General features: G+C 50.4%; 15 protein-coding genes and 1 pseudogene. 12 read left to right on the top strand and 4 right to left on the bottom strand.

From position 1 onward, the window contains the following. Positions 1–5 precede the first annotated feature (5 nt). The 7 genes and pseudogenes from FND36_15360 to FND36_15330 all read left to right on the top strand — a co-directional run bounded on the left by FND36_15360 (position 6) and on the right by FND36_15330 (position 8,620). Positions 6–1,616: a response regulator gene (locus FND36_15360; protein ID QDW75657.1), complete on the top strand. Its 1,611-nt coding sequence runs from the start codon at positions 6–8 to the stop codon at positions 1,614–1,616. Then, positions 1,606–3,474, top strand: coding sequence for a sensor histidine kinase (locus FND36_15355; GenBank protein ID QDW75297.1), 1,869 nt, complete (start codon positions 1,606–1,608; stop codon positions 3,472–3,474). The genes FND36_15360 and FND36_15355 overlap by 11 nt, the downstream gene beginning before the upstream one ends. After that, entirely contained in the window at positions 3,461–4,432 is a 972-nt protein-coding gene (locus FND36_15350; protein ID QDW75656.1) for a sugar ABC transporter substrate-binding protein, read from the top strand. Before FND36_15355 ends, FND36_15350 begins: the two co-directional genes overlap by 14 nt. A 31-nt stretch (positions 4,433–4,463) precedes the next feature. After that, positions 4,464–5,498: a galactose ABC transporter substrate-binding protein gene (locus FND36_15345; protein QDW75296.1), complete on the top strand. Its 1,035-nt coding sequence runs from the start codon at positions 4,464–4,466 to the stop codon at positions 5,496–5,498. A gap of 96 nt (positions 5,499–5,594) precedes the next feature. Then, on the top strand, positions 5,595–6,620 hold the full coding sequence (locus FND36_15340) for a hypothetical protein (protein QDW75295.1): 1,026 nt from the start codon (positions 5,595–5,597) through the stop codon (positions 6,618–6,620). A 100-nt stretch (positions 6,621–6,720) separates the two neighbouring features. Next, on the top strand, positions 6,721–7,557 hold the full coding sequence (locus tag FND36_15335) for a tyrosine-type recombinase/integrase (protein QDW75294.1): 837 nt from the start codon (positions 6,721–6,723) through the stop codon (positions 7,555–7,557). Between the two features lie 556 nt (positions 7,558–8,113). Then, a pseudogene (locus FND36_15330) lies at positions 8,114–8,620 on the top strand (hypothetical protein). 82 nt (positions 8,621–8,702) lie between these two features. Here FND36_15330 and FND36_15325 read toward each other — a convergent pair. Further along, entirely contained in the window at positions 8,703–10,814 is a 2,112-nt protein-coding gene (locus FND36_15325) for a glutamine synthetase type III (GenBank protein ID QDW75293.1), read from the bottom strand. 353 nt (positions 10,815–11,167) lie between these two features. Between FND36_15325 and purF the strand changes: the two genes are divergently transcribed. The 5 genes from purF (at position 11,168) to FND36_15300 (ending at position 20,891) form a co-directional block, all read left to right on the top strand. Further along, positions 11,168–12,583, top strand: a complete 1,416-nt coding sequence (purF, locus tag FND36_15320) for an amidophosphoribosyltransferase (GenBank protein QDW75292.1) — start codon at positions 11,168–11,170, stop codon at positions 12,581–12,583. A gap of 258 nt (positions 12,584–12,841) precedes the next feature. Then, the gene (gene gltB / locus FND36_15315; GenBank protein QDW75291.1) at positions 12,842–17,377 is read left to right on the top strand and encodes a glutamate synthase large subunit; all 4,536 of its coding nucleotides are present in this window, start codon (positions 12,842–12,844) and stop codon (positions 17,375–17,377) included. 3 nt (positions 17,378–17,380) lie between these two features. Beyond that, a complete protein-coding gene (locus FND36_15310) occupies positions 17,381–18,862 on the top strand; it encodes a glutamate synthase subunit beta (GenBank protein QDW75290.1) in 1,482 nt (493 codons plus the stop codon). Between the two features lie 130 nt (positions 18,863–18,992). Continuing rightward, complete coding sequence (locus FND36_15305; GenBank protein ID QDW75289.1) at positions 18,993–20,282, top strand: glutamine synthetase; 1,290 nt, start codon at positions 18,993–18,995, stop codon at positions 20,280–20,282. A gap of 54 nt (positions 20,283–20,336) precedes the next feature. Next, entirely contained in the window at positions 20,337–20,891 is a 555-nt protein-coding gene (locus FND36_15300) for an ANTAR domain-containing protein (protein ID QDW75288.1), read from the top strand. Here the strand turns inward: FND36_15300 and FND36_15295 are convergent. From FND36_15295 to FND36_15285, 3 genes are all read right to left on the bottom strand, one after another. After that, on the bottom strand, positions 20,876–21,454 hold the full coding sequence (locus FND36_15295; protein ID QDW75287.1) for a DMT family transporter: 579 nt from the start codon (positions 21,452–21,454) through the stop codon (positions 20,876–20,878). The two genes, FND36_15300 and FND36_15295, sit on opposite strands and share 16 nt — an antisense overlap. Before the next feature lie 168 nt (positions 21,455–21,622). Further along, positions 21,623–22,312 (bottom strand): noncanonical pyrimidine nucleotidase, YjjG family, encoded by a 690-nt coding sequence (locus tag FND36_15290; protein QDW75286.1) that lies wholly within the window; start codon positions 22,310–22,312, stop codon positions 21,623–21,625. An 88-nt stretch (positions 22,313–22,400) separates the two neighbouring features. After that, entirely contained in the window at positions 22,401–23,369 is a 969-nt protein-coding gene (locus FND36_15285; protein QDW75285.1) for a hypothetical protein, read from the bottom strand. Between the last annotated feature and the right edge of the window lie 3 nt (positions 23,370–23,372).

The following is a 23,372-nucleotide window of genomic DNA, read 5'->3' as shown; positions in this document are numbered from 1 at the left end:
GAAATATGGATAAATATACGGTACTGTTGGTAGATGACGAAGAAGAAGTCATTCAAGTTATTATGAAGAAAATAAACTGGGAAGAGCTGGGACTTTCTGTGATCGGCTATGCCAGCAATGGGGTCAAGGCCCTGGAAATGGTGGAAGAATACCAGCCGGACATTGTAATGACGGACATTAAGATGCCCTACATGGACGGAATGGAGCTGTCTCAGCAGATCAAGAGGGAGTTTCCGGCGACAAAGATCTTGATCTTTACCGGTTTTGATGAATTTGAGTACGCCAAGGAAGCGGTCCATCTGGAAGTGGAAGAGTATATCCTCAAGCCGGTCAATTCGGCGGAGCTCAAAGAAGTGTTTACCCAGGTAAAGAACAAGCTGGATCAGGAGATCAGTGAAAAAAGAAGCGTGGAGGTCCTGGAGAGATATTATATGGAATCCCTTCCGGTCCTGCGGGCAAACTTTTATTCCACCCTGATCGAAGGCAGGATCCAGGAAAACGAACTTCAGAAATTTCTTCAGGATTATCAGATCACATTTGCGGGGCCTTTGTTCTGCTGTCTGGTGATCCACACATCTTCCAGGCAGGTGCCGGAGGGGATGAACCCGCTTCTGCTGGACACGTCTGTGCGGAAGCAGGCAGAGGAACGGCTGGGGGAGAAGTGGAGGGCAAAGACCTTCTCTTATCTTGGGAATACGGTTATGATCGCCCAGCTTGAGGAAGAGCGGCAGGTAGCGGATCTGACAGATGAATGTGACAGATTCTGCAGATATGCCCGCCGTATGATCGGGGCGGTGGTCACCGTGGGAGTCGGAAAGGTGTCCAAACATATTCTGGAACTGGCCAAATCCTATGCCGGAGCCAGGGAGGCCGTTTCCTACCGGGCGATCTACGGGGCTTCGCGGGCCATCAATATTCGGGAGATCGATCCCCAGGAGACAGCGGGCGGCAATCCGGCGGATGATTCCAGGCTGGGGGAACTGTTTAAGCGGATCTGTCTGGGGTCTGAACAAGAAGTGAGGGAGGCGGCGGACAGATACCTGGCCCAGAATTCTTTTCCAGCCCAATCCCTTCAGGGACATCAGATCGCGATCATGGAGCTGGTGAGCGGGCTGTACCGCTTCTCCGCTAATCACGACATTTCGATGGAGGCATTTGGGAAGAGAATTGATGATCTTTATAGAACGTTTCTTGACCTGGAGCCGGAAGCGCTGAGAGAAAGACTTATAGACATCTGTCTTTCTCTGCACGAGCAGATGATCCGCGCAAGAAGCATGTCCACCCAGTCTTTCGTCACAAAGGCAAAGGAATATGTGCAGGCCCACTACTTTGAGGCGGAGCTTTCGCTGGATACGGTATGCAGGGAGCTGGGAGTGTCGAATTCTTATTTCTCCACAGTCTTTAAGAAGGAAGTGGGGAAATCTTTCATCGGATATCTGACAGAATACCGCATGGAACAGGCTCTGCGGCTTCTGCTGGAAACCAATGATAAGAGTTATGCCATTGCCAAAAGCGTAGGATATACAGACCCGAATTATTTCAGTTATGTATTTAAGAGACAGTATGGCGTATCACCTTCAAAGTACAGGACGGAGTATGTAGGAAGTGAAAGATAAGTATATTGCCCGGTTAGAAAAGTTCAGACCCAAAGGGATCCAGTCAACGCTTATGCTGGCGTTTTCTGTGATTTCCATCTCCATTATGCTGGTCCTTGGGATCGTTATGTACATGTGGTTCTCCATGTCAGCCCGACAGGAGGTCGTGCGGACTTCCCAGACAATGATGGAGCAGACGGGGGAGAATCTGGAGGATTACCTGATCCGTATGCGCCAGATCTCAGATGTGGCTTACTACAATGTGGTAAAGGAGAATGATTTCTCCGACCAGTCGGAGAAGATTCAGGAGGGAATGAACCTGCTGTATGAAGCCAATCGGGACAACCTAAGGAGCATTGCGATCTATAATAATTACGGAAGTCTTCTGGCGGCGGAACCGGTTGTCTCCCAGAAAGAGGACCCGGATGTTACGAAACAGGAATGGTTCATACAAGCGATGGATGAAATGGAGAATATGCATTTTTCCACGCCTCATATCCAGAACCTGTTTGACGACGGAACCCAGCGGTATTACTGGGTGATCTCCCTAAGCCGGGTGGTAGAGCTGACGAACCAGGGAGAATCACAGCTTGGAGTGCTGCTGGTAGACATGGACTACAGCGGGATCTCGCGGGTGATGACGCAGATCAATTCCACCGGCAGCGGGCAGTACTATTATCTGTGCGACAGCAATGGGAAGGTCATATACCATCCCAAGCAGATCCAGGTCAGCGACGGGATCGTCAGTGAAAATAACAAGGCCGCTGCCCGGCGGGACGACGGTGTTTATGACGAACACTTTGAGGGAGAGAACCGAAAGGTTATCGTCAATACGGTCAGCTATACGGGATGGAAACTGGTGGGGGTGATCCCCTACTCCACGTTTACCCATGGAATGGCGGACCTTAGGTATTTTATCATCATCCTGATCCTTTTGATGGTCATGATGCTCCTGGTGATCAACCGGGTGATTTCCGTGAGGATCTCCAGGCCCATCTTAAAACTCAACGATTCGGTGGTAGAGTATGAGGCGGGAGAAAAACCCAGTATCTATATCGGCGGTTCACAGGAGATCCGGCATCTGGGCTATTCGATCCAAAAGTCCTACGAGCAGATCGACCTTCTTATGAAAGAGATTGTCTGGGAACAGAACGAGAGAAGAAAAAGTGAGCTGGAAGCGCTTCAGAGCCAGATCAATCCGCATTTCCTGTATAACGCCCTGGAATCCATCACATGGATGGTGGAGGGAGAGAAAAACGACGAGGCTGTATTTATGATCTCCCAGCTTGCCAAACTCTTCCGGATCAGTCTGTCAAAAGGGCGGACGGTGATCTCGGTAAGGGATGAGCTCCAACATGCGGAAAGCTATATGAATATCCAGAAGATCCGGTATAAAAATTCTTTTTCCGTTACCTTTGACGTGGATCCGGCGGTATATTCCTACTGTACGGTGAAGCTGATCCTGCAGCCGATTCTGGAAAATGCCATCAACTATGGCGTGAGCGGCATGGACGACGCGGGCGAGATCAAGATCACAGGCAAGCTGGAAGGAGATCGGGTCATTCTGGCTGTAGAAGATAATGGCATTGGAATGGCGAAAGAGGAAGCGGATCTTCTGCTTACGGACAGCCAGAGAGTGAAGAAGCACGGATCGGGAGTGGGCCTGGTAAATGTGAACAACCGGATCCAGATCCTGTTTGGAAAAGAGTACGGGCTGGTCATCGATAGCGAACCGGATGAAGGAACCACAGTTTCGATCCATATTCCGGCGGTTCCGTATACGGAAAAAAACCGGACCACCCTTGAGCAGGGACGGACCATTTTTGGGGAGGAAGCGGATGAGAATAAGACACCGGATAGGGAAGATGAAACACAGTAAAAAAATGTTTGTCCTCTTGGAAGCATCCCTGGCGCTGGCAGTGATCATATTGGCAGTCTTTATGTTTCTTGGGAACAGCGTCAATGACAGAGAACGGGTGTCTGTGATTGTGCAGAATTCTGACGACAGCCAGTGGGCGGCCTTCAAATATGGCCTTAAGATGGCGGCGGCAGATCAGGGCATTGAAATGTTCGTGGTAGACACCGAGGGGATTATGACTGCGGAAGATGAGCAAAATGTGATCCAGCAGGAGATTGATAACGGGGCGGATGGGCTTATTATACAGCCTGTTTCCGGAGAGGACACGGCGGAAATGCTGGAGAAGGTATCCAGGCGCCTTCCGGTGCTGCTGGTAGAATCCGGGACCCTGAATGGCGAAGAATCCTCTGGCCTTCCGGTGGTGCAGCCGGATAACTACAGCATGGGGAAAGCACTGGCAGAGGAACTGCTGGAGGAATACAATGGGAATCTGGAAGGAAAGACCATAGGCATCGCGGTGGAGGCAGAGGCGACAGAGGCGGCAGAAAGCCGGAGGGAAGGATTCCTGGACGGCCTGGAAGGATCGGGCGCCAATATCCGCTGGTCGGTGGCAGGCGCCGTGGGCCAGGGGAAGAAGAGTTTGGAAGCCCAGCCAACGGTGGATCTGATCGCGGCCCTCGATGACCGCAGCCTGACGGCAGCAGGAGAGGCGGCGGCAGGAAACGACCTTCACGGAGCGCTGGTATATGGCATTGGGAATTCGCCAGAAGCCATCTATTATCTGGATACCGGCGTGGCAGAGTGTCTGGTAGTGCCGGACGAGTTTGGCGTGGGATATCAAAGCTTGACACAGCTTTCGGAGAACCTGAGGCATTTCTTCCAAAAGACAGAAAGCAGTACCGTCACCCACACGGTGATCAGAAAAGAGAACCTGTTTACGGAGGAAAATCAGGAGATCATTTATACAATGAGCCAGTAGAAGCCTGGCTAAATGGCAGAGGAAGAAACGTATGAAGAGAAAAAGATTTTTGGCAGCAGTGGTTTTATGCTGTTTTAGCGTCTTGGCAATGTCTGCCTGCGGGAAGCGGCAGACGGACGAGATCGATAAAATCTATGTGGGAGTGGCCTGCTATAATCAAAGCGACACCTTTATCAGTGAGCTGGTAGATTGTTTCGAGGAACAGATGAACCAATATGAGAGGGCGGATCTGCGGACGGTGGTGACCATCCGGGATGCGGCCGGGCAGCAGCGGAAACAGGACGACCAGGTAAAAGAGATGCTGGATGCCGGATGCAATGTGCTTTGCGTCAATCTGGTGGACCGGGCGGACCCATCGGAGATCATTGATCTTGCCAGGGAAAATGACGTGCCGATCATATTTTTCAACAGGGAACCTGTGGCGGAGGACCTGCAGCAGTGGGACCGCCTCTATTATGTAGGAGCGGATGCGAAAGAGTCGGGGATCATGCAGGGTGAGCTGGCGGCGGATCTGATACAGGAGGATGCCAGCATTGACCGGAATAAGGACGGGCAGATCCAGTATGTGGTGCTGGAAGGAGAGCCGGGCCACCAGGATGCCATCATACGGACGGAAAATGCGGTAGATACCCTGAAGGGCAGAGGGGTGAGCCTGGAAAAACTAAGTTACGGGATCGCCAATTGGAACCGGGCGCAGGCCCAAAACCGGATGCTCCAGATGATCGGCCAGCATCAGAACCAGATCGAACTTGTCTTAGCCAATAATGACGACATGGCCCTTGGCGCCATCGAGGCCTACGAGAAGCTCAACCGCACAGAGGCCAGTATGCCGGCCTTTTTCGGAATTGACGGAACGGATGTGGGACTAAAGGCTGTGGTGGACTTAAAGCTGGACGGAACGGTATATAACGATAAAGAAGGCCAGGCAGAGGCTATGGCGGAACTGGCGGTAGCGGCAGTGACGGGCAGCGGGATGGAGGAGATCCAATTTGAGAACGAGAGATACATCTATCTGCCTTATGAGAAAGTAACCAGAGAAAATGTCCGAGAATTTCTGTCGGAATAAAGGTGAAAACCTTTGGGTATATATTCCACAACCAAGACGTGGATTCTGCCGCATACCTTCCTGGATTATAATTAGGATGTACAGGGAGGTGATACTGTGAGAAATACCAGAATTCCGGCGGCCTTTCTGCTGACAGCGCTTATGGCTGTGTCAGTCCTTGTGGCTGGATGTGGACAAAGCCGGACGGAACGAAAGGAAAAAGAAGAGGAGACGGAGACGACAGCGGCGGGAGAGACGGTGACAAAGGCTTCACTGCCGGAAGAATTATCCCAGATCCCCCAAGCATATTTTGCGGATTCAGATCAGCCGGGAACCTTGACAGAACTTACCTATGATACCTACGAGTCTATGAGCTACGAGGAACAGGACCAGGTGCTGCGCAAAAGGGCGATCGTGTATCTTCCCTACGGCTATTCTGAGGATGAGCAGTATAACGTGTTTTATCTGATGCACGGCGGATGGAGCAATGAGACGACCTATCTTGGAACGCCGGAGAGGCCAAATGTGTTTAAAAATGTTTTGGACAATGGGATCGCCGATGGCAGGATCCAGCCGATGATCGTGGTATGTCCTACATATAATAATGAAAGCGAGTCTGACAGTTCCGATTATTCACTGGCTCTCAGGCTGACAGAGAACTACCATAATGAACTGGTCAATGATCTGATACCGGCGGTGGAAGGAACTTACAGCACCTATGCCAAGGAGACGACCGCGGAGGGGATACGCTCGTCCAGAGACCACCGGGCGTTCTGCGGATTTTCCATGGGGTCGGTGGCCACATGGAGGACCTTTGAGTACTGCCTGGACGAATTCCGCTATTTTATGCCTTCCAGCGGGAACCTGACGTCAGATGGCGAGTACATGGCTTCGATCGTAAGGGATTCCGGCCATGCATGGAATGATTTCTATATCTTTGCCGCTTCTGGAACGGATGATTTTGCCTACGGTTCTTTTAAGGATCAGATCGAGGCAATGGCAGATGTGGGCGATGGAACCTTCCGCTATGCGGATAATGAAAGAGAAGGCAATCTGTATTTCCTGGAACAGGAAGGCGGTACCCACAACGGAGACTATGCTATGGAATACTTCTATAATGGATTGTGCTGGATCTGGCAGTAGAATGTTTCCTCCTTTTCCCAATAAAACTGTAAACAACATGTTGCACATGGAAAAAAGCAATGAAATTGGGGTATAACTATAGGAAAAGGAGGGAACGACCATGAACATGTTGTCGAAAGAGAGTATTGTGGAGTTTGCGGCCGATCTTCGGGAGAAGGAAAAAGCGGCTTCAACAATCGTGAAGTACCGAAAGGCGGCGGAACGGTTTGGGGAGTACCTGGCGGGCCGGGAGATCACGAAGGAGAGGCTCCTGGAATATCGGAGCTGCCTTACGGAAACGTTTCAGGCCCAGACAGTTAATGGCAATCTTTCCGCCATCAACGCTTATCTGGATTTCCGGGGGCTTTCGGAATGTAAGGTGAAGCTTCTGAAGGTACAGAGGCAGGCATTCCTGGACGAGACGAAGGAGCTGTCCGAGGAAGAGTACAAACGGCTGCTGCGTGAAGCCAGGAAACGAAAGGATCAGCGTCTCTATCTGATCTTGATGACCTTATGTTCCACGGGAATCCGCATCAGTGAGCTAAGGTATATCACTGTGGAGGCGGCCCGGACCGGGAGGGCAAGGATCCAACTGAAAGGAAAGAACCGGATCGTCCTGATCCCTAGGGAACTGCGGGTGAAACTTCTGCGGTACGCGAAGGAGAAGGAAATCGAGAGCGGACATATTTTCCGGACCAGAAGCGGGAATATGGTGGACCGGTCGAATATCTGCCATGATATGAAGAAGCTGTGCCAGATGGGCCAGGTGGATCCAAGGAAAGTATTTCCCCATAATCTGCGCCATCTGTTTGCCAGGACCTTCTATGAGGTGGAGAAAAATCTGGCCCATCTGGCCGATGTGCTGGGGCACAGCAAGATCGAGACAACCCGGATCTATGTGGCTGTAAGCGCCAGCGCCCATGAGAGGACGCTGGAAAAAATGGGGTTGGTCATATAAAAAACCACAGAATGTTCCTTCTGTGGTAGGGGATTCAAAATACATACATAAAAAAAGCCTTTCTTTGCGGCTAATCCAAAGAAAAAGGCATGATTTAATAAACCTGCTATTTTCTTAAATGAAGAAATTCAGGTTTCTTATTGGCAAATTGTAAGTCTCATCTTGTCGTCCCAGGTGTTATAATTTTCCAACTATATTTTAGATTGAAAATGGAACAATCTTAGACTATAATAAATATGATTTTAGATAGATTTTCAGTTGCATTTAAAAGAACTATACCACAGAAGGAACATTCTGTGGTGTGTCTGTAAATCAGGCGGTTTTCTGTCGCATAGACAGGAAATGGAGGTATATATTTATGAAAGGCAGCTCCAAGAGCAGCAGAGTAGATCTTGCCGGAGAGAAATTTGGAAATCTGACGGCGATAGAAGCAACGGACCAAAGAGAAAATGGATATATTGTGTGGCGCTGCCGGTGTGACTGTGGGCGGGAAGTGAAGGTAAGCCGCAAGAAGTTGTTAAGAGGGACTGTGACAAGCTGCGGCTGTCAGATACGTATGAGACACCGCAAAGATATCCGGGGCAACCGGTATGGAAGGCTTACGGCGCTGTATCCGACAGAGAAACGAGATAAGAAAGGTTCCGTATACTGGCATTGCAAATGCGACTGCGGCCGGGAGAAAGATATCACAGAAGATAAACTAGAACATGGCAACGTGCGGAGCTGCGGCTGCCTGCAGCAGCAGACAAGAGACAGGATTGGAGAGACAAGAGAGAAGCTGCATTTTGTAGACGGAACTTGTATTGAGATGCTGGAGCGGCGGAAACACCGAAGTGATAATACCAGCGGTTTCAGAGGCGTGTACGTGAAAGAACCGGGCAGTTATAAAGTTTCTATAGGGCTTCAGCAGAAACGGTATTATCTGGGGACTTTCCATGATTTTGAAGAAGCGGTGCAGGCGCGGCTGGAAGCCGAGGAGATCATTGAAGAAAAATTTTTAAAGCCTTACAGGAAGTGGGAACAGAGGGCGAAAGAAGATCCAGAATGGGGGGAAAAGAATCCCTTTTTCCCAGAAGACTTTCAATTAGGGACAGGGCATTTTCAATCTGGGCCGGGGGATTTTTAAAAATCCCCCGGCCCCAATTTTAGCGCAGTGAAAACAATAGTTCATCGTAAGTTGGATATGGAAGGTAACTTCCTGGGATCAGAGCTTCCGCCTGGTCTACGGCGGCCCTCAGGGTGTTCATATCTTCCAATACTTTATCGTGATAATACCTGGCAGTCGTCAGTGCATCTTCGGTTCCTTCCGCCTTATCCGTACTTTTTTCCAGCCGTTTCAATGCGGTTAGGATTTCTTCTGAAGCGTGAGTGAGAGTAGTAATGAGGGTTTCTTCATAAGTGGACGGCAGAGAGGGAAGCAATTCCTTTTTGCGCAGCACCTCCTGGCTGATGTCGCTTACATAGGAGATCAGAGCCGGTGTGAAATCTTTTTTGACCATATCCTGAAGGGCCAGTGACTCGATATGGATGGTCTTTACATAGTTTTCCAGCAGGATTTCATATCGGGAATAAATCTCCTCTTTGCTGAATATGTGATGCCTGGTATATAGATCAATATTTTTTCCGTCAATGAAATGAGGCATGGCATCTGGCAGAGATACCAGGTTGTAAAGCCCTCTTTTTTCCGCCTCGTCTACCCACTCCTGAGTATAGCCGTTGCCATTGAACAGAATTCGTTTGTGATTTTGGATCAGCTTTTTGAGAAGGGCCTGGACTTCTTTTTTCAGGTCTTCTTTTGGCACGTCTTTCAGTTCTTCATAAATTTGTCTCAGCGCTTCTGCCACCGCGGTATTCAATACGATATTTGGCTCTGCCACAGAAAGGGAACTTCCCGGCATACGGAACTCAAATTTATTTCCGGTGAAGGCAAAGGGGGAAGTCCGGTTCCGGTCAGTGGTATCTTTAGCAAAATGAGGAAGGACATGGGCGCCGATCTCCATCAGAGTCTGACTCTCTTTCTCAAAGTCTGTCCCTTCTTCTACAGAGTGAAGGACTTTTGTCAGTTCATCACCAAGGAAGATAGAGACAATAGCAGGAGGCGCTTCATTTCCTCCAAGCCGGTGGTCGTTTCCCGCGCTGGCCACAGAAATCCGCATAAGATCCGCATATTCATCTACCGCTTTGATCACGGCAAGCAGGAAGAGCAGAAACTGCTGGTTCTGTGCAGGGGTTTTCCCAGGATTCAAAAGGTTTTCGCCGGTATCTGTGATGAGAGACCAGTTATTGTGCTTGCCGCTTCCGTTGATCCCTTCAAAGGGTTTTTCGTGGAGAAGACAGGCGAAATGGTGTTTGTCCGCCACTTTCTTCATAATCTCCATGGTAAGCTGGTTATGATCCGCCGCTACATTTGCCGTACTGTAAACAGGCGCCAGCTCATGCTGGGAAGGGGCTACTTCGTTGTGCTTGGTCTTGGCGGGCACCCCTAGTTTCCAGAGCTCTTCATCCAGATCGTGCATGTAAGCGGATACTTTGGGCTTCAGAACGCCAAAGTAGTGATCCTCCATTTCCTGACCCTTGGGAGCGGGAGCGCCCAACAGCGTCCTCCCACAGAAAAGCAGATCCTTGCGCTTCTTATACAGATCTTTGTCGATCAAAAAATACTCTTGTTCGGAACCGATGGTAGTATCCACTCTGCTGACATCATCTCTTCCAAGAAGGTGGAGCACCCTTACTGCCGCTTCATTCAGGGCATCCATGGAACGAAGAAGAGGCGTTTTCTTGTCGAGCGCTTCGCCGCTGTAGGAACAAAAAGCGGTAGGGATGTACAAAGAGCCGTCCTTGATAAAGGCCGGAGAGGAAGGGTCCCACGCGGTATATCCCCTGGCTTCAAAGGTGGCCCGAAGTCCGCCGGAAGGAAAACTGGAGGCATCAGGTTCGCCTTTGATCAGCTCTTTCCCGGAGAATTCCATGATAACCTGGCCGTCCTGGTCAGGAGAAATGAAACTGTCGTGCTTCTCCGCGGTAAATCCGGTCATTGGCTGGAACCAGTGGGTAAAGTGGGTGGCCCCGTTTTCTACGGCCCATTCTTTCATGGCGGATGCTACCACATCGGCAACGTCCAGCTCCAGATGGGTGCCGTTTTGTATGGTTTTATGGAGAGCCTTGTAAATATCCTTGGGAAGCCGTTCCCGCATTACCTTATCATTAAAGACAAGACTTCCATATAATTCCGGTATCATTTTGGGTGTGTCACTCATAAAAGCAGCTCCTTTCTCAGCCCTATTTCTGGCAGCGTTATAATTCTTCATGGATATAGCAAAGAGATTCGATTCTGAAAATCAGCATCGAAAAAAGGCACTTTGGAAAATCCAAAGCGCCCTTGCTTTATGCCATGTAGTATACACCAAAATCAAAAAAAGTCAATCTGATTTTTGAAAAAAATTTCACAAATATTTCATTTGGGCCGGGGGATTTTTAAAAATCCCCCGGCCCAAATTGACAAATCTTTTGAAAAGGAGTATAAGAAATAGTGACAAAGAAGTCATTTAGCAACCTTAGGGAAAGGTTCTGGCTTTTTTGTCTTTTTTTATTTTTAAGCGGAGGAAGAACTATGAGCACAGATATTCAGACTATCATAGAAACAGGTGTAAAAGAGGAGTGCGGGGTATTCGGGATCTACGACAAAAGCGGCCAGGATGTAGCGGCCTCGATCTACTATGGCTTATGTTCGCTGCAGCATCGGGGGCAGGAGTCCTGCGGGATTGCAGTATCCGATACAAACGGACCTCAGGGGAATATTGCCTATCACAAGAATTTGGGGCTTGTCAGCGAAGTGTTTAAGGAAGAGACGCTGGAAAAGCTCCATGGAAATCTGGGGATCGGCCATGTACGGTACTCTACTACAGGAGCATCGGTGCGGGAGAATGCGCAGCCGCTGGTACTCAATTATATCAAAGGAACTCTGGCGCTGGCCCATAATGGGAATCTGGTAAATGCGGAAGAATTAAAAAAGGAGCTGGTCTATGGAGGGGCGGTCTTCCATACGACAACGGATTCTGAGATGATCGCTTACTATATCGCAAGAGAGCGGGTACACAGCAAAAGCGTGGAGGAGGCAGTCCTGCGTACGGCAAGGAAATTGAAAGGAGCATATGCGCTGGTAGTCACAAGTCCCAGGAAGCTGATCGCGGTCCGGGACCCATTTGGCCTGAAGCCTTTATGCATTGGGAAGCGGGAGGAGGCCTATGTGATTGCTTCGGAGAGCTGCGCGCTGTCTTCCGTAGGAGCGGAATTTATCCGGGATGTGGAGCCGGGAGAGGTGGTGACGATTACCCCGGAGGGGATTGATTCTAACAAAGAACTCCAGGCAGAACATGCGGACAAGGTTGGAGCATGCGCGCACTGCGTTTTTGAATACATTTATTTTGCCCGGCTGGACAGTGTGATCGATGGGATTAAAGTGTATGACGCCAGAATCCGGGCGGGAGAAATACTGGCCCAGACCTATCCCGTGGAGGCGGACCTGGTGACTGGAGTGCCGGAATCGGGAATCACGGCGGCCAGAGGATACGCGAAGAAATCGAAGATTCCCTTTGAACTGGCGTTTTATAAAAATAGTTACATTGGCCGGACCTTTATCAAACCCACCCAGAAAGAGCGGGAGTCCAGCGTTAAGCTGAAGCTGAATGTGTTAAGCTCCGTGGTCCGTGGAAAGCGGATCGTTCTGGTGGATGATTCTATCGTACGAGGTACCACCATGGCGAATTTGATCCGGATGCTGAAACAGGCGGGGGCCCTGGAAGTCCATGTGCGGATCAGCGCGCCGCCATTTCTTTATCCCTGCTATTATGGGACAGATGTACCCTCCAATGAATTGCTGATCGCATCCGATCATACAGAAGAAGAAATCCGGAAACTAGTAGGCGCCGATTCCCTTGGGTATCTAAAGATAGACGGACTTCAGAAGATGGTAGGAGACCTGGAGATCTGCAAAGCATGCTTTGACAGTCAGTATCCTTGTCGGTAGAAGATGAAAAAGGGACAGGGTATTTTTAGTTGGGGCCGGGGGATTTTTAAAAATCCCCCGGCCCCAATTAGAAATGATTGACAAATTCCCAAGAAAGGAGTATAAAAAATAGTAGGCACCCACAGCTGAGGGTGAAAACAGAACAGAGATCAGAAAATGACAAGGAAGTCATGAAAGACCAGAGATAGGACGGTCTTTCGCTTCTTTGTCTTTTTTTATTTCCATGGCTGGGATAGAAAAAGGGAAAGGGTGAGGCATATGATCGGAAATCAAGGACTGTATTGTCCTATGCTTGAGCATGAAAACTGTGGCGTTGGCGCGGTTGTGAATCTGAACGGGGAAAAAAGCCACAAGGTAGTCAGCCAAGCGCTGGAAATTGTGGAAAATTTGGAACACCGAGCTGGGAAAGACGCGGAAGGAAAGACGGGAGACGGCGTGGGAATCCTTTTGCAAATCTCCGACACTTTTTTTCAAAAGGCATGTAAGAAGGAAGGAATTACCATCGGCAGTGAAGGGGAATATGGAATCGGGATGTTTTTCCTGCCCCAGAATGAGCTGAAGAAAAATGAATCCCGCAAGATGTTTGAAACGATTGTCAAAGGGGAAGGATTAGAGTTCCTGGGATGGAGGAAAGTGCCTACGAAACCGGAGGTACTGGGAAGCAAGGCGAAAGCCTGTATGCCGGACATCCAGCAGGCGTTTATCGCAAAGCCCAAAGACACCGAGGCGGGATTGGATTTTGACCGGCGTCTTTATATAGTCCGCAGAGAGTTTGAACAGAGCAGCGCCGGAACTTATGTGGTCTCGCTGTCCAGCAGGACTATCGTTTATAAAGGGATGTTCCTGGTGGGACAGCTTCGGACTTTCTATCAAGATCTGCAGAGCGCAGATTACACGTCAGCCATTGCCATGGTCCATTCCCGCTTCAGCACCAACACAGAACCGAGTTGGGAAAGGGCCCACCCGAACCGCTTGATCGTGCACAACGGAGAGATCAATACGATCCAGGGGAACGCGGACAAAATGCTGGCCAGGGAGGAAAATATGTCATCGCCTTATTTTGAAGGGAAATTTTCCAAGATTCTTCCGGTGGCTGAGCGGGACGGATCGGATTCCGCTATGCTGGACAACGCTTTAGAGTTTCTGATGATGAATGGAATGGATCTGCCTCTGGCGGTAATGGTAACGATTCCGGAGCCTTGGGCCAATAACGATACTATTTCCCAGGAAGAAAAAGACTTTCACCAGTATTACGCGACCATGATGGAGCCCTGGGACGGGCCGGCTTCTATCTTGTTTAGTGACGGGGAGATTATGGGAGCGGTATTGGACCGGAATGGCCTGCGCCCTTCCCGCTATTATCTGACCAAGGACAATTGGCTTTATTTGTCTTCTGAGACAGGCGCGTTGGAAGGGATCCGGGAGGAAGATATCCAAGAAAAAGGCAGGATCCATCCGGGCAAACTGCTGGTGGCGGATACAGTGAACCATCGGCTGGAGCGCGATGCGGAACTGAAGGAATATTATGCCAAGAAGCAGCCTTATGGAGAGTGGCTGGATCAGCATATGATCGAACTGAAAGACTTGAAGATTCCCAACCAGAAGGTGGAGCAGTATACCGATGAGACCTGTGCCAGACTGCGGAAATCTTTTGGGTATGCTTATGAAGAATATCATGATTCCATCTATGGAATGGCGTTAAATGGTTCCGAGGGTATCACGGCTATGGGAGTGGACACTCCTTTGGCAGCCCTTTCGAAAGAACACCAACCGCTGTTTTATTATTTTAAACAGCGGTTTGCTCAAGTGACAAATCCGCCGATTGACGCGGTGCGGGAAGAGATTGTTACCAATACCAGCGTATATATCGGAAAAGAGGGAAATCTGCTGGAGGAGCGGCCGGAGAACTGTCAGGTATTAAAAGTGGTCAATCCCATCCTTTCTGATACAGACCTTCTGAAGATCAAGGCCATGGATGTGCCGGGGTTTTCTGTTGCTGAAGTCCCTATCATCTGCTATAAGAATACGCCTTTTGACAAGGCGCTGGAGCGGATTTTCCTGGAAGTTGATAAAGCCTACAAAGAAGGGGCGACGATCGTGATCCTAACGGACAGGGGTGTGGATGAGACCCATGTAGCCATCCCTTCTCTGTTGGCGGTTTCCGCAGTCCATCACTACCTGGTGCGAACCAAGAAGAGTACTTCGCTGTCCTTGATCCTGGAATCAGGGGAACCAAGGGAAGTGCACCATTTCGCTACTCTCCTGGGTTACGGCGCCTGCGCGGTCAATCCTTATCTGGCCCATGAGACTATTCGGGAAATGATTGAGAAAGGACTCTTAGAAAAGGATTATTACGCGGCTGTCCAGGATTATGACCATGCGGTACTTAGCGGTATCGTTAAGATCGCTTCCAAAATGGGAATCTCTACAATCCAATCCTACCAGGGAGCACAGATTTTCGAGGCCATCGGAATTTCTCAGAAAGTGATCGACGAATATTTCACCAATACCATCAGTCGGGTAGGAGGCATCACCATGGAAGATATCCAGGAGGATGTAGAGAAACTGCATCGGACGGCCTTTGATCCGCTGGGGCTTAAGACAGATTTGTCGCTGGAGAGCGTGGGACGCCATAATTTCCGCAGCCAGGGTGAGCATCACCGTTATAACCCGCAGACCATCCACCTGCTGCAGCAGTCGGTGTGGAACAATGATTATCAGACGTTCAAACAGTACACCAGCCTGGTGGATCAGGAAGAGACAGGATACTTAAGGAGCCTTTTGGAATTTGAGTATCCGGAAGAAGGGATTCCGCTGTCGGAGGTAGAGAGCGTGGATTCCATTGTCCGGCGGTTCAAGACTGGAGCCATGTCCTACGGCTCTATTTCCCAGGAGGCCCATGAAACGCTGGCGTTGGCCATGAATTCCATCCATGGGAAATCCAACAGCGGCGAGGGAGGCGAATCGCCGGAGCGGCTGGAGTCTAAAGGGACGAAAGAAAATCGCTGCTCTGCTATCAAGCAAGTGGCCAGCGGCCGTTTTGGCGTGACCAGCCGGTATCTGGTCAGCGCGGATGAAATCCAGATCAAGATGGCCCAGGGGGCGAAACCAGGAGAAGGAGGGCATCTGCCGGGAAAGAAGGTTTATCCCTGGATCGCAAAGACCCGGTATTCCACGCCGGGCGTCAGTTTGATCTCGCCGCCTCCTCACCATGACATATACTCCATTGAGGACCTGGCTCAGCTTATTTACGATCTGAAAAACGCCAACAAAGATGCCAGAATCTCTGTGAAGCTGGTATCCGAGGCGGGGGTGGGGACCATCGCCTCAGGCGTGGCAAAGGCCGGGGCTCAGGTAGTACTGATCTCCGGTTATGACGGCGGAACGGGAGCGGCGCCGGGAAGCTCCATCCACAATGCGGGGCTGCCCTGGGAGCTGGGACTTGCGGAAACCCACCAGACCTTGCTGAAGAACGGATTGCGGGGGAGAGTACGGGTGGAGACGGACGGCAAGCTGATGAGCGGCCGGGACGTGGCCATCGCGGCTATGCTGGGAGCGGAAGAGTTTGGATTTGCCACGGCTCCGTTGGTAGCCATCGGCTGCGTGATGATGCGGGTATGCAACAAAGACACCTGTCCGATGGGGGTCGCCACCCAAAATCCAAAGCTGCGCAGATGCTTCAAGGGAAAGCCGGAGTATGTGGTACATTTTATGAAATTTATTGCCCAGGAACTGCGGGAATACATGGCGCGCTTAGGAGTGCGCACGGTAGATGAGCTGGTGGGAAGGAGCGAATTCCTAAAGCCCAGAAGAGCGATGGAAAATCCGAGAGGCGGCCGGATTGATCTGAGCGCGGTGCTGAACCATCCGTATACGGCGGAAAATAATGTTCAAGGGACTTACGACTTCGAACTGGAGAAGACGCTGGATGAAAAGGTTCTGGTAAAGAAGCTTGGGAAAAAACTGGAAACAGGAGAGCCAGGGGAAATGGATGTCCAGGTAAAGAATGTAAACAGAGCCTTCGGTACGATCTTCGGGTCGGAGATCACCCGGAGGTATCCGGAAGGGCTGGCGGATGATACTTACTGTATCCACTGCCGGGGAACGGGGGGCCAGAGTTTTGGCGCGTTTATCCCGAAAGGGCTGACCATTGAGCTAAGAGGCGACAGCAACGATTACTTTGGGAAAGGACTTTCCGGAGGACAGTTGATCATTGCGCCGCCAAAAGAGGCGGCTTATCCGGCAGAAGAAAATATGATCATTGGAAATGTGGCTTTTTACGGAGCCACTTCCGGGAAAGCATTTATCAACGGAATGGCGGGAGAACGGTTCTGTGTTCGAAATTCAGGAGCCCAGGTAGTGGTTGAAGGAGTAGGAGATCACGGCTGTGAATATATGACTGGCGGGAAAGCAGTGATCCTTGGGCCTACGGGAAAGAATTTTGCCGCGGGAATGAGCGGAGGAATCGCTTATGTGCTGGATGAGAAGAACGCGCTGTACCGGAACATCAACAAGGAAATGGTGTCCATGGAAGAAGTCAGCCAGAAGGCGGACAAAAAAGAGCTGAAAAACCTGATCCGGCAGCATGTAGAGAAGACAGGATCCCCAAAAGGCCAAAAGATTTTGGAAGATTTTGATACTTACCTTCCTAAGTTTAAGAAGATCATACCGGATGATTATAAGAAGATCCTGAAATTAAGTCTGCATTATGAAGAATTGGGAATGGATCCGCAGCAGGCACAGGTGGAAGCCTTCTATGAAAGCACGGGTCAGAAACGGACAGGAGGGAACTAGGAAATGGGAAAAGCGACAGGATTTTTAGAATATGAGCGAAAAACAGGGCCTGTGCGGGAACCGGAAGAAAGAATCCGGGATTTCCATGAATTCCATGAAAGCCTGCCTCCAAAGGAACAGCAGGTCCAGGGGGCAAGATGTATGGAGTGCGGGGTTCCGTTCTGCCAGTTTGGCAATATGCTGGCCGGAATGGCTTCCGGCTGTCCTCTGCATAATCTGGTGCCAGAGTTTAATGATCTGGTGTATCGGGATAATCTGGAGGGCGCTTATCAGCGGCTGCAGAAGACCAATTGTTTCCCGGAATTTACCTCACGGGTATGTCCCGCTTTGTGTGAGGCGGCGTGTACCTGCAACGTAAATACAGAGCCGGTTTCCACCAAAGAAAATGAGCGGGCGATCATTGAGTACGCCTTTGCCCATGATCTGGTAAGGGTTGGTCCGCCAAAGGCGCGTACAGGCTACCGCGTGGCTGTGGTAGGGAGCGGACCTTCCGGTTTGGCGGCGGCGTTTCAGCTAAACAGGCGGGGACACGAAGTGACGGTGTTCGAGCGCAGCGACCGCGTGGGAGGACTTTTGATGTATGGAATCCCCAATATGAAGCTGGAGAAATGGGTGATCGCGCGGCGGCGGAAGCTGATGGAAGAAGAAGGAGTCACATTTGTCACAGGCGTAGAGATCGGGAAAGATAAGAAAGCAAAAGACCTTCTCAAGGAATACGACAGGGTGATCCTGGCCTGTGGAGCGGCTAAGGCAAGGGATATTCAGGCGCCGGGGAGGGAACTTAAAGGAATCCGATTTGCTGTGGATTTTCTCTCAGAAGTGACCAAGACCCTGCTGGATTCAGATTTTCAGAGTGTGCCTTATTCCCTGGCAAAGGGGAAACATGTGATCGTCATTGGAGGCGGAGATACGGGAAACGACTGCGTGGGAACGGCTATCCGTTTGGGAGCCAAATCTGTGACACAGTTAGAAATGATGCCAAAGCCTTCAAAAATGCGGACAGAATCAAATCCTTGGCCGGAGTGGCCAAGAGTCTTAAAGACCGATTACGGCCAGGAGGAATCAATCGCGGTATTTGGCCGAGATCCACGGATCTACCAGACCACCGTCCGGGAATTCATTGGAAATGAAAAGGGACAGCTCTGTAAGATCCGCACCGTAGGGCTGGAAGCAAAGAAAAACGAGAAGACAGGGCGGCTGGACATGGTCCCGGTGTCGGGAAGCGAGAAAGAAATCCCGGCCGACCTTGTCCTGATCGCCGCCGGATTTACCGGAGCTCAGGACGAGATCCTGAAAGCCTTTCAGGTGGAGAAGACCAGCAGAGGCACCGTGGCAGAGAAACAATATGAAACCTCCGTGCAGAGAGTATTCGCCGCTGGAGATATGCGAAGAGGACAATCCTTGGTAGTATGGGCCATTCATGAAGGGCGGGAAGTCGCGAAGGCGGTAGATGCTTCTCTTATGGGATATAGTAATCTGTCATAGACCAACCGATGGAAAAGTCAAAAAGGGACAGGGCATTTTCAATCGGGGCCGGGGGATTTTTAAAAATCCCCCGGCCCCAACGAAAAATGTTATAATAAAAGAAAATCCTTAAAATAATGGAGGGTAAAAAATGGCGAAGTTTACAGAGCGGGAGATCCTGGAAATGATCGAGGATGAGGACGTTAAGTTTATCAGGCTTCAGTTTGTAGATTTATTTGGAATGTTGAAAAACATTGCGGTGACTGCCGGACAGATGGAGAAAGCGCTTGCGGGACGCTGCCGGGTGGAAGGCTTCCACATTACAGGGATGAATGAATTGGGACACAGACAGATTTTTTTGAAACCGGATCTGGATACCTTTGCGATTCTTCCTTGGCGGCCCCAACAGGGAAAGGTGGCGAGGTTTCTATGCGACTTGACGGACCGTCAGGGAAATCTTTTGGAAGAAAGTCCTCGCTGTATTCTGCGGCGGGTGCTGGAGGAAGCAAAGAAAGAGGGATACCATATTGACCTTTATCCGGAATGTGAATTCTTCTTGTTCCAGACGGACGAAGAGGGCAGGCCGACGACAGAGACGGGAGAAATGGCCGGATACCTGGATGTGGCGCCGTTAGATGGAGGAGAGAACGCCCGCCGGGATATGATTTTGACCTTGGAAGAAATGGGCTTTGAGATCAAATCTTCTCATCATGAAAACGCGCCGGCCCAGCACGAGGTGGATTTCAAACCATCCCGTGGAGTCAAGGTGGCGGATCAGGTGGTGACCTTCCGCTCTACCGTCAGAACAGTTGCCCAAAGACACGGTCTGCATGCTACCTTCATGCCGAAACCGAGAACGGACCTTCCAGGATCTGCCATGTCTTTGAATATTGCGGTTTTCCGGGATGGGAAAAATATTTTCACCGATCCAGCCGCGGCGGATGGAATGAGCCGGGAAGCGCATGGGTTTATTGCCGGGCTTCTGGAACATATGAATGGGATCACGGCGATTTCTAATCCGGTAGTCAACTCTTACAAAAGGATGAAAGCCCGGTTCTACGCGCCTACGGAACGTTTCTGGTCCAAGGAAGACTATCACGCGCCGATCCTGGTGACAGAAGGGGAAAACCGGGAGATCTGCGTAGAATGGAAACTGCCGGATGGAGCGGCAAACCCGTATCTGACGATTGCCGCGGCAGTGGCCGCAGGCATGGATGGAATGAGACAGGACAAAGAACTTCCGCCAGTAGAAGAAAAAGCGGGAGCTCTGCCAGGTACCTTGAAGGAAGCGGTTGCTGCTTTCGCGGAGGATGCTTTTTTAAGAAACACATTGGGCGAGGGATATGCATCGATGTATATTAAGGAGAAGCAGAAAGAATGGGAACGTTATGCCAAAGAAGTAACAGATTGGGAAATGAGGGAATATCTTCATAAATTCTAAGACGATCCAGACAGGAGATATCTATGTGAGGCAGCAGACAGTGGAGGGAGACAGATGGGAAGCATTATTCTTGCGTTTGCGAAAGCGGAGGAAGCCAGAAAAATTAAAGAGATACTTCTTCGCTATGGATACAGCGACGCCAGGATCGTCAGTACGGCTTCCGCGGCTCTCCAGGAGGCGGGACGTCTCTCCCATGGGATTGTGATCACAAAGGTACGTCTGCCGGATATGTATTATACAGACCTGGTAAATTGTCTGCCCCGTTTTTTTGAGGTCCTTCTCCTAGATACCAGGCAGAATGTCAGCAGCCGCAGGGAAGAAGGTCTGGTAGCGGTTACCATGCCTTTGAAAGCGGCAGAATTTATCGACACCGTCCGAATGATGCTGGAAAATCTGGATCAGAGGCTGGGCGGAAAGAAGGCGAAACGTCCCAAGAGGACAGAGCGGGAAGAAAATTATATCAAGAACGCCAAGTATGTGTTGATGGAACGCAACCATATGACAGAGGAAGAGGCGTTCCGCTATATCCAGAAAAGCAGTATGGATTCTGGGCGGAATATGGTAGAGACCGCCCAGATGATCCTGACATTGATCTATAACGAGCTGTAGCGGCTGTCTGCCAAAAGGCAGAGGATGATCAGTACAGCGCCGGTCAATCCCAGGCCATTCAGAGTCTCTCCCAGAAGAAAATAAGCTACCAGGGATGTCAGGATGGGCTGGGTGCATTGGAGCATAGAAACGGTGGAGGCATTGAGATGCGCCACCGCTTTATTTTGCAGAAGATAGGCGGCAATGGTGCAGACAGCCGCAAGGTAGAGTACCACCAGCCAGGCTTCCGGTTCCACAGACGGAAGCCTGGAGACATCGTCAAACAGCAGGGCGCCCGCCAGGCTTAAGACCATAGTAACGCCAATCTGGAGTCCGGTGACGGATAATACATCCATCTGTGCAAGGGCCTTCTCGCCAAAGACCAGAACGCCGGCCAGGCAGAGAGCGTCCAGAAGAGCCAAAGCCTCCCCCGGCCCAAAGGAAAATGTTCCTGTATTGCAGCACAGGAAAAACAGCCCCAGGATGGTGATAAGCTGGAGGGGGAGACGTTTGTAGGAATAGGGCCTGTGAAAGACAAGAGAAAAAAGGATCGGAGCAAACAGTACCGGGCGGCCAGCAGCCACAGCGGTGAAATACTGTGATAAGCTACCTTAGTCAAAGGATTTCCGATGCCGTAGACCAGACTCTGGATCAGGATAAATGAGATATAGAGGATTTTTTTCTCCGAGCTGTTTGCTTTCTTCATAAACATTCCCTTTCTCTCCGCGGACAGAGGAAACAGGTTTCTGTGATCATCTAAGCCGTTCCAAAAGCGCTGGGATCTGGTTCAGAGACCGGATCTCAAAATCCGGCCGGATGTCTGCGGGATTCTCTGTGCCGCTGGGATTAAACCAGATCGTCCGGATGCCGGCATTGATGCCGCCTTTTATATCAGAAGTCAGGCTGTCTCCGATGATGACAGCCTCTCCTTTCTGAAAATTCGGAATCCGGGAGAAGCAGGCGTCAAAATAAGCGCTGCTGGGCTTGTCCGCGCCCATTTCCTCAGAAATGAAAACAGCTTCAAAATACCGCTCGATGCCGGCGCTCTTAAGCCGGCTTTTCTGCACGCTGGCCGTGCCGTTGGTGACAAGGAAGAGCAAATAGTTTCCATATAATGTCTCCAGCAGTTCCGGCGCTCCTTCTATAAAATAGTGTCCGATGCCAAGCTGGGTCTCGTAGATTTTTGCGGCCCTGGCGGCGGAACAGTCAACATGAAGCTCCTCAAACAAAAGCTGATAACGGCGCAGTTTTACTTCTCTGCGGGTCAGTTTCCCAAGTTCTAAGAGTTTCCACTGTTCCAGGTTTAATTCGCTGTAACGCTTAACCACCGCGGGGGTTGGATCGATTCCAAGCTCCCGTAGAGTGTAGCTTACGGCACGGGATTCCGCCTTATCAAAATCAAATAAAGTGTTGTCCAGATCGAATAAAACGTTGTGGATCATGCTGGTTCCTTCTTTCTTTATAGAGAATAATCGTTTGAAAGCCGCGCATCAGCTCCGCGGCTTGGATGTGAAGGCTTTTGTTGGCGGATTAGGGATTGCAGTTCCCGCAGGGGGAGTATCCCCGTTCCAACAGTTCTTCGCGGGTCCCTGTATAGTTTTCTTTATTCCGTGCTTTGATATCAGGAACGCTGGAGCAATCGGGAAGGTGGAATTTCTGAGTGTTTTTGTTCAAAATGTAAGTGTCTCCTTTGGCAGTCTGGCTGTCGGAGGCGGAATCTTCAGAATCGGTATCGCCAGCCGCCGCGCTGCCGGAAGCGGGAGTGGTCTGAGGATCTCCAGCAGGATTCCCCTCTTCGCTGCTGCCGTTAGAGTAGTCAATGACTACCCCTTTTTGTACATTGTAGACATAGACATTAAATGAAACGCCCTCTCCCTCGTCTTCCACGGATTCGGCCTCCATCTGAACACCGCAGGCAACCAGATTATCTCCTTCAAAAATAGGCGTGACTCGATAGAGGACATGATTATCCGTTTTGTGGATATACTCGGCCACCTGATTTTCAAAAGGAAGCATACCGTCTACATTCATGGAACGGGTCCCGGTGATGAGATTCTTTGGATTGGCATTTTCGGCAGTCAGCTGAAATCCGATGAGATGGCAGCGGTTGTAGAGATAATTGCCGTCAACGCCTGCGTATTTTACAGTGTGCCAGCCGGAGGGCTTGATCTGTCCAATGGCTTCCCGGTCTTCCGTGGGCATCAGATCTTCTCCAATGCAGGCCTGGGCAGTTCCGCAGCGCCCCAGATCATCCAGTTCACTGTAAAATTCGTAAGAGTCAGGCTCCAATTCCTCATCGGTAAAATCTGGTTGGTTGTTATTGATTTCCACGTAAGGTTCCCCCTGGTAGGCCGGGATCTGTTCAAGAGATTCGGCGCTGGGAGAGGAAGGAATCGCCGCTTCTTCCCTGAAAGAATCACAGCCGGATGGAAGGAGCAGAGCAAAAAGGAGAAGTCCGAGAGGGATATATTTTTTGAAAAATTTTTTAAAAGCCGTCATGCT

This window comes from Lachnospiraceae bacterium KGMB03038 (assembly GCA_007361935.1).
GTDB lineage: Bacteria > Bacillota > Clostridia > Lachnospirales > Lachnospiraceae > Massilistercora.
Note: the sequence above shows the minus strand (reverse complement) of the source record. Positions and strands in the feature narration are given on the sequence as shown.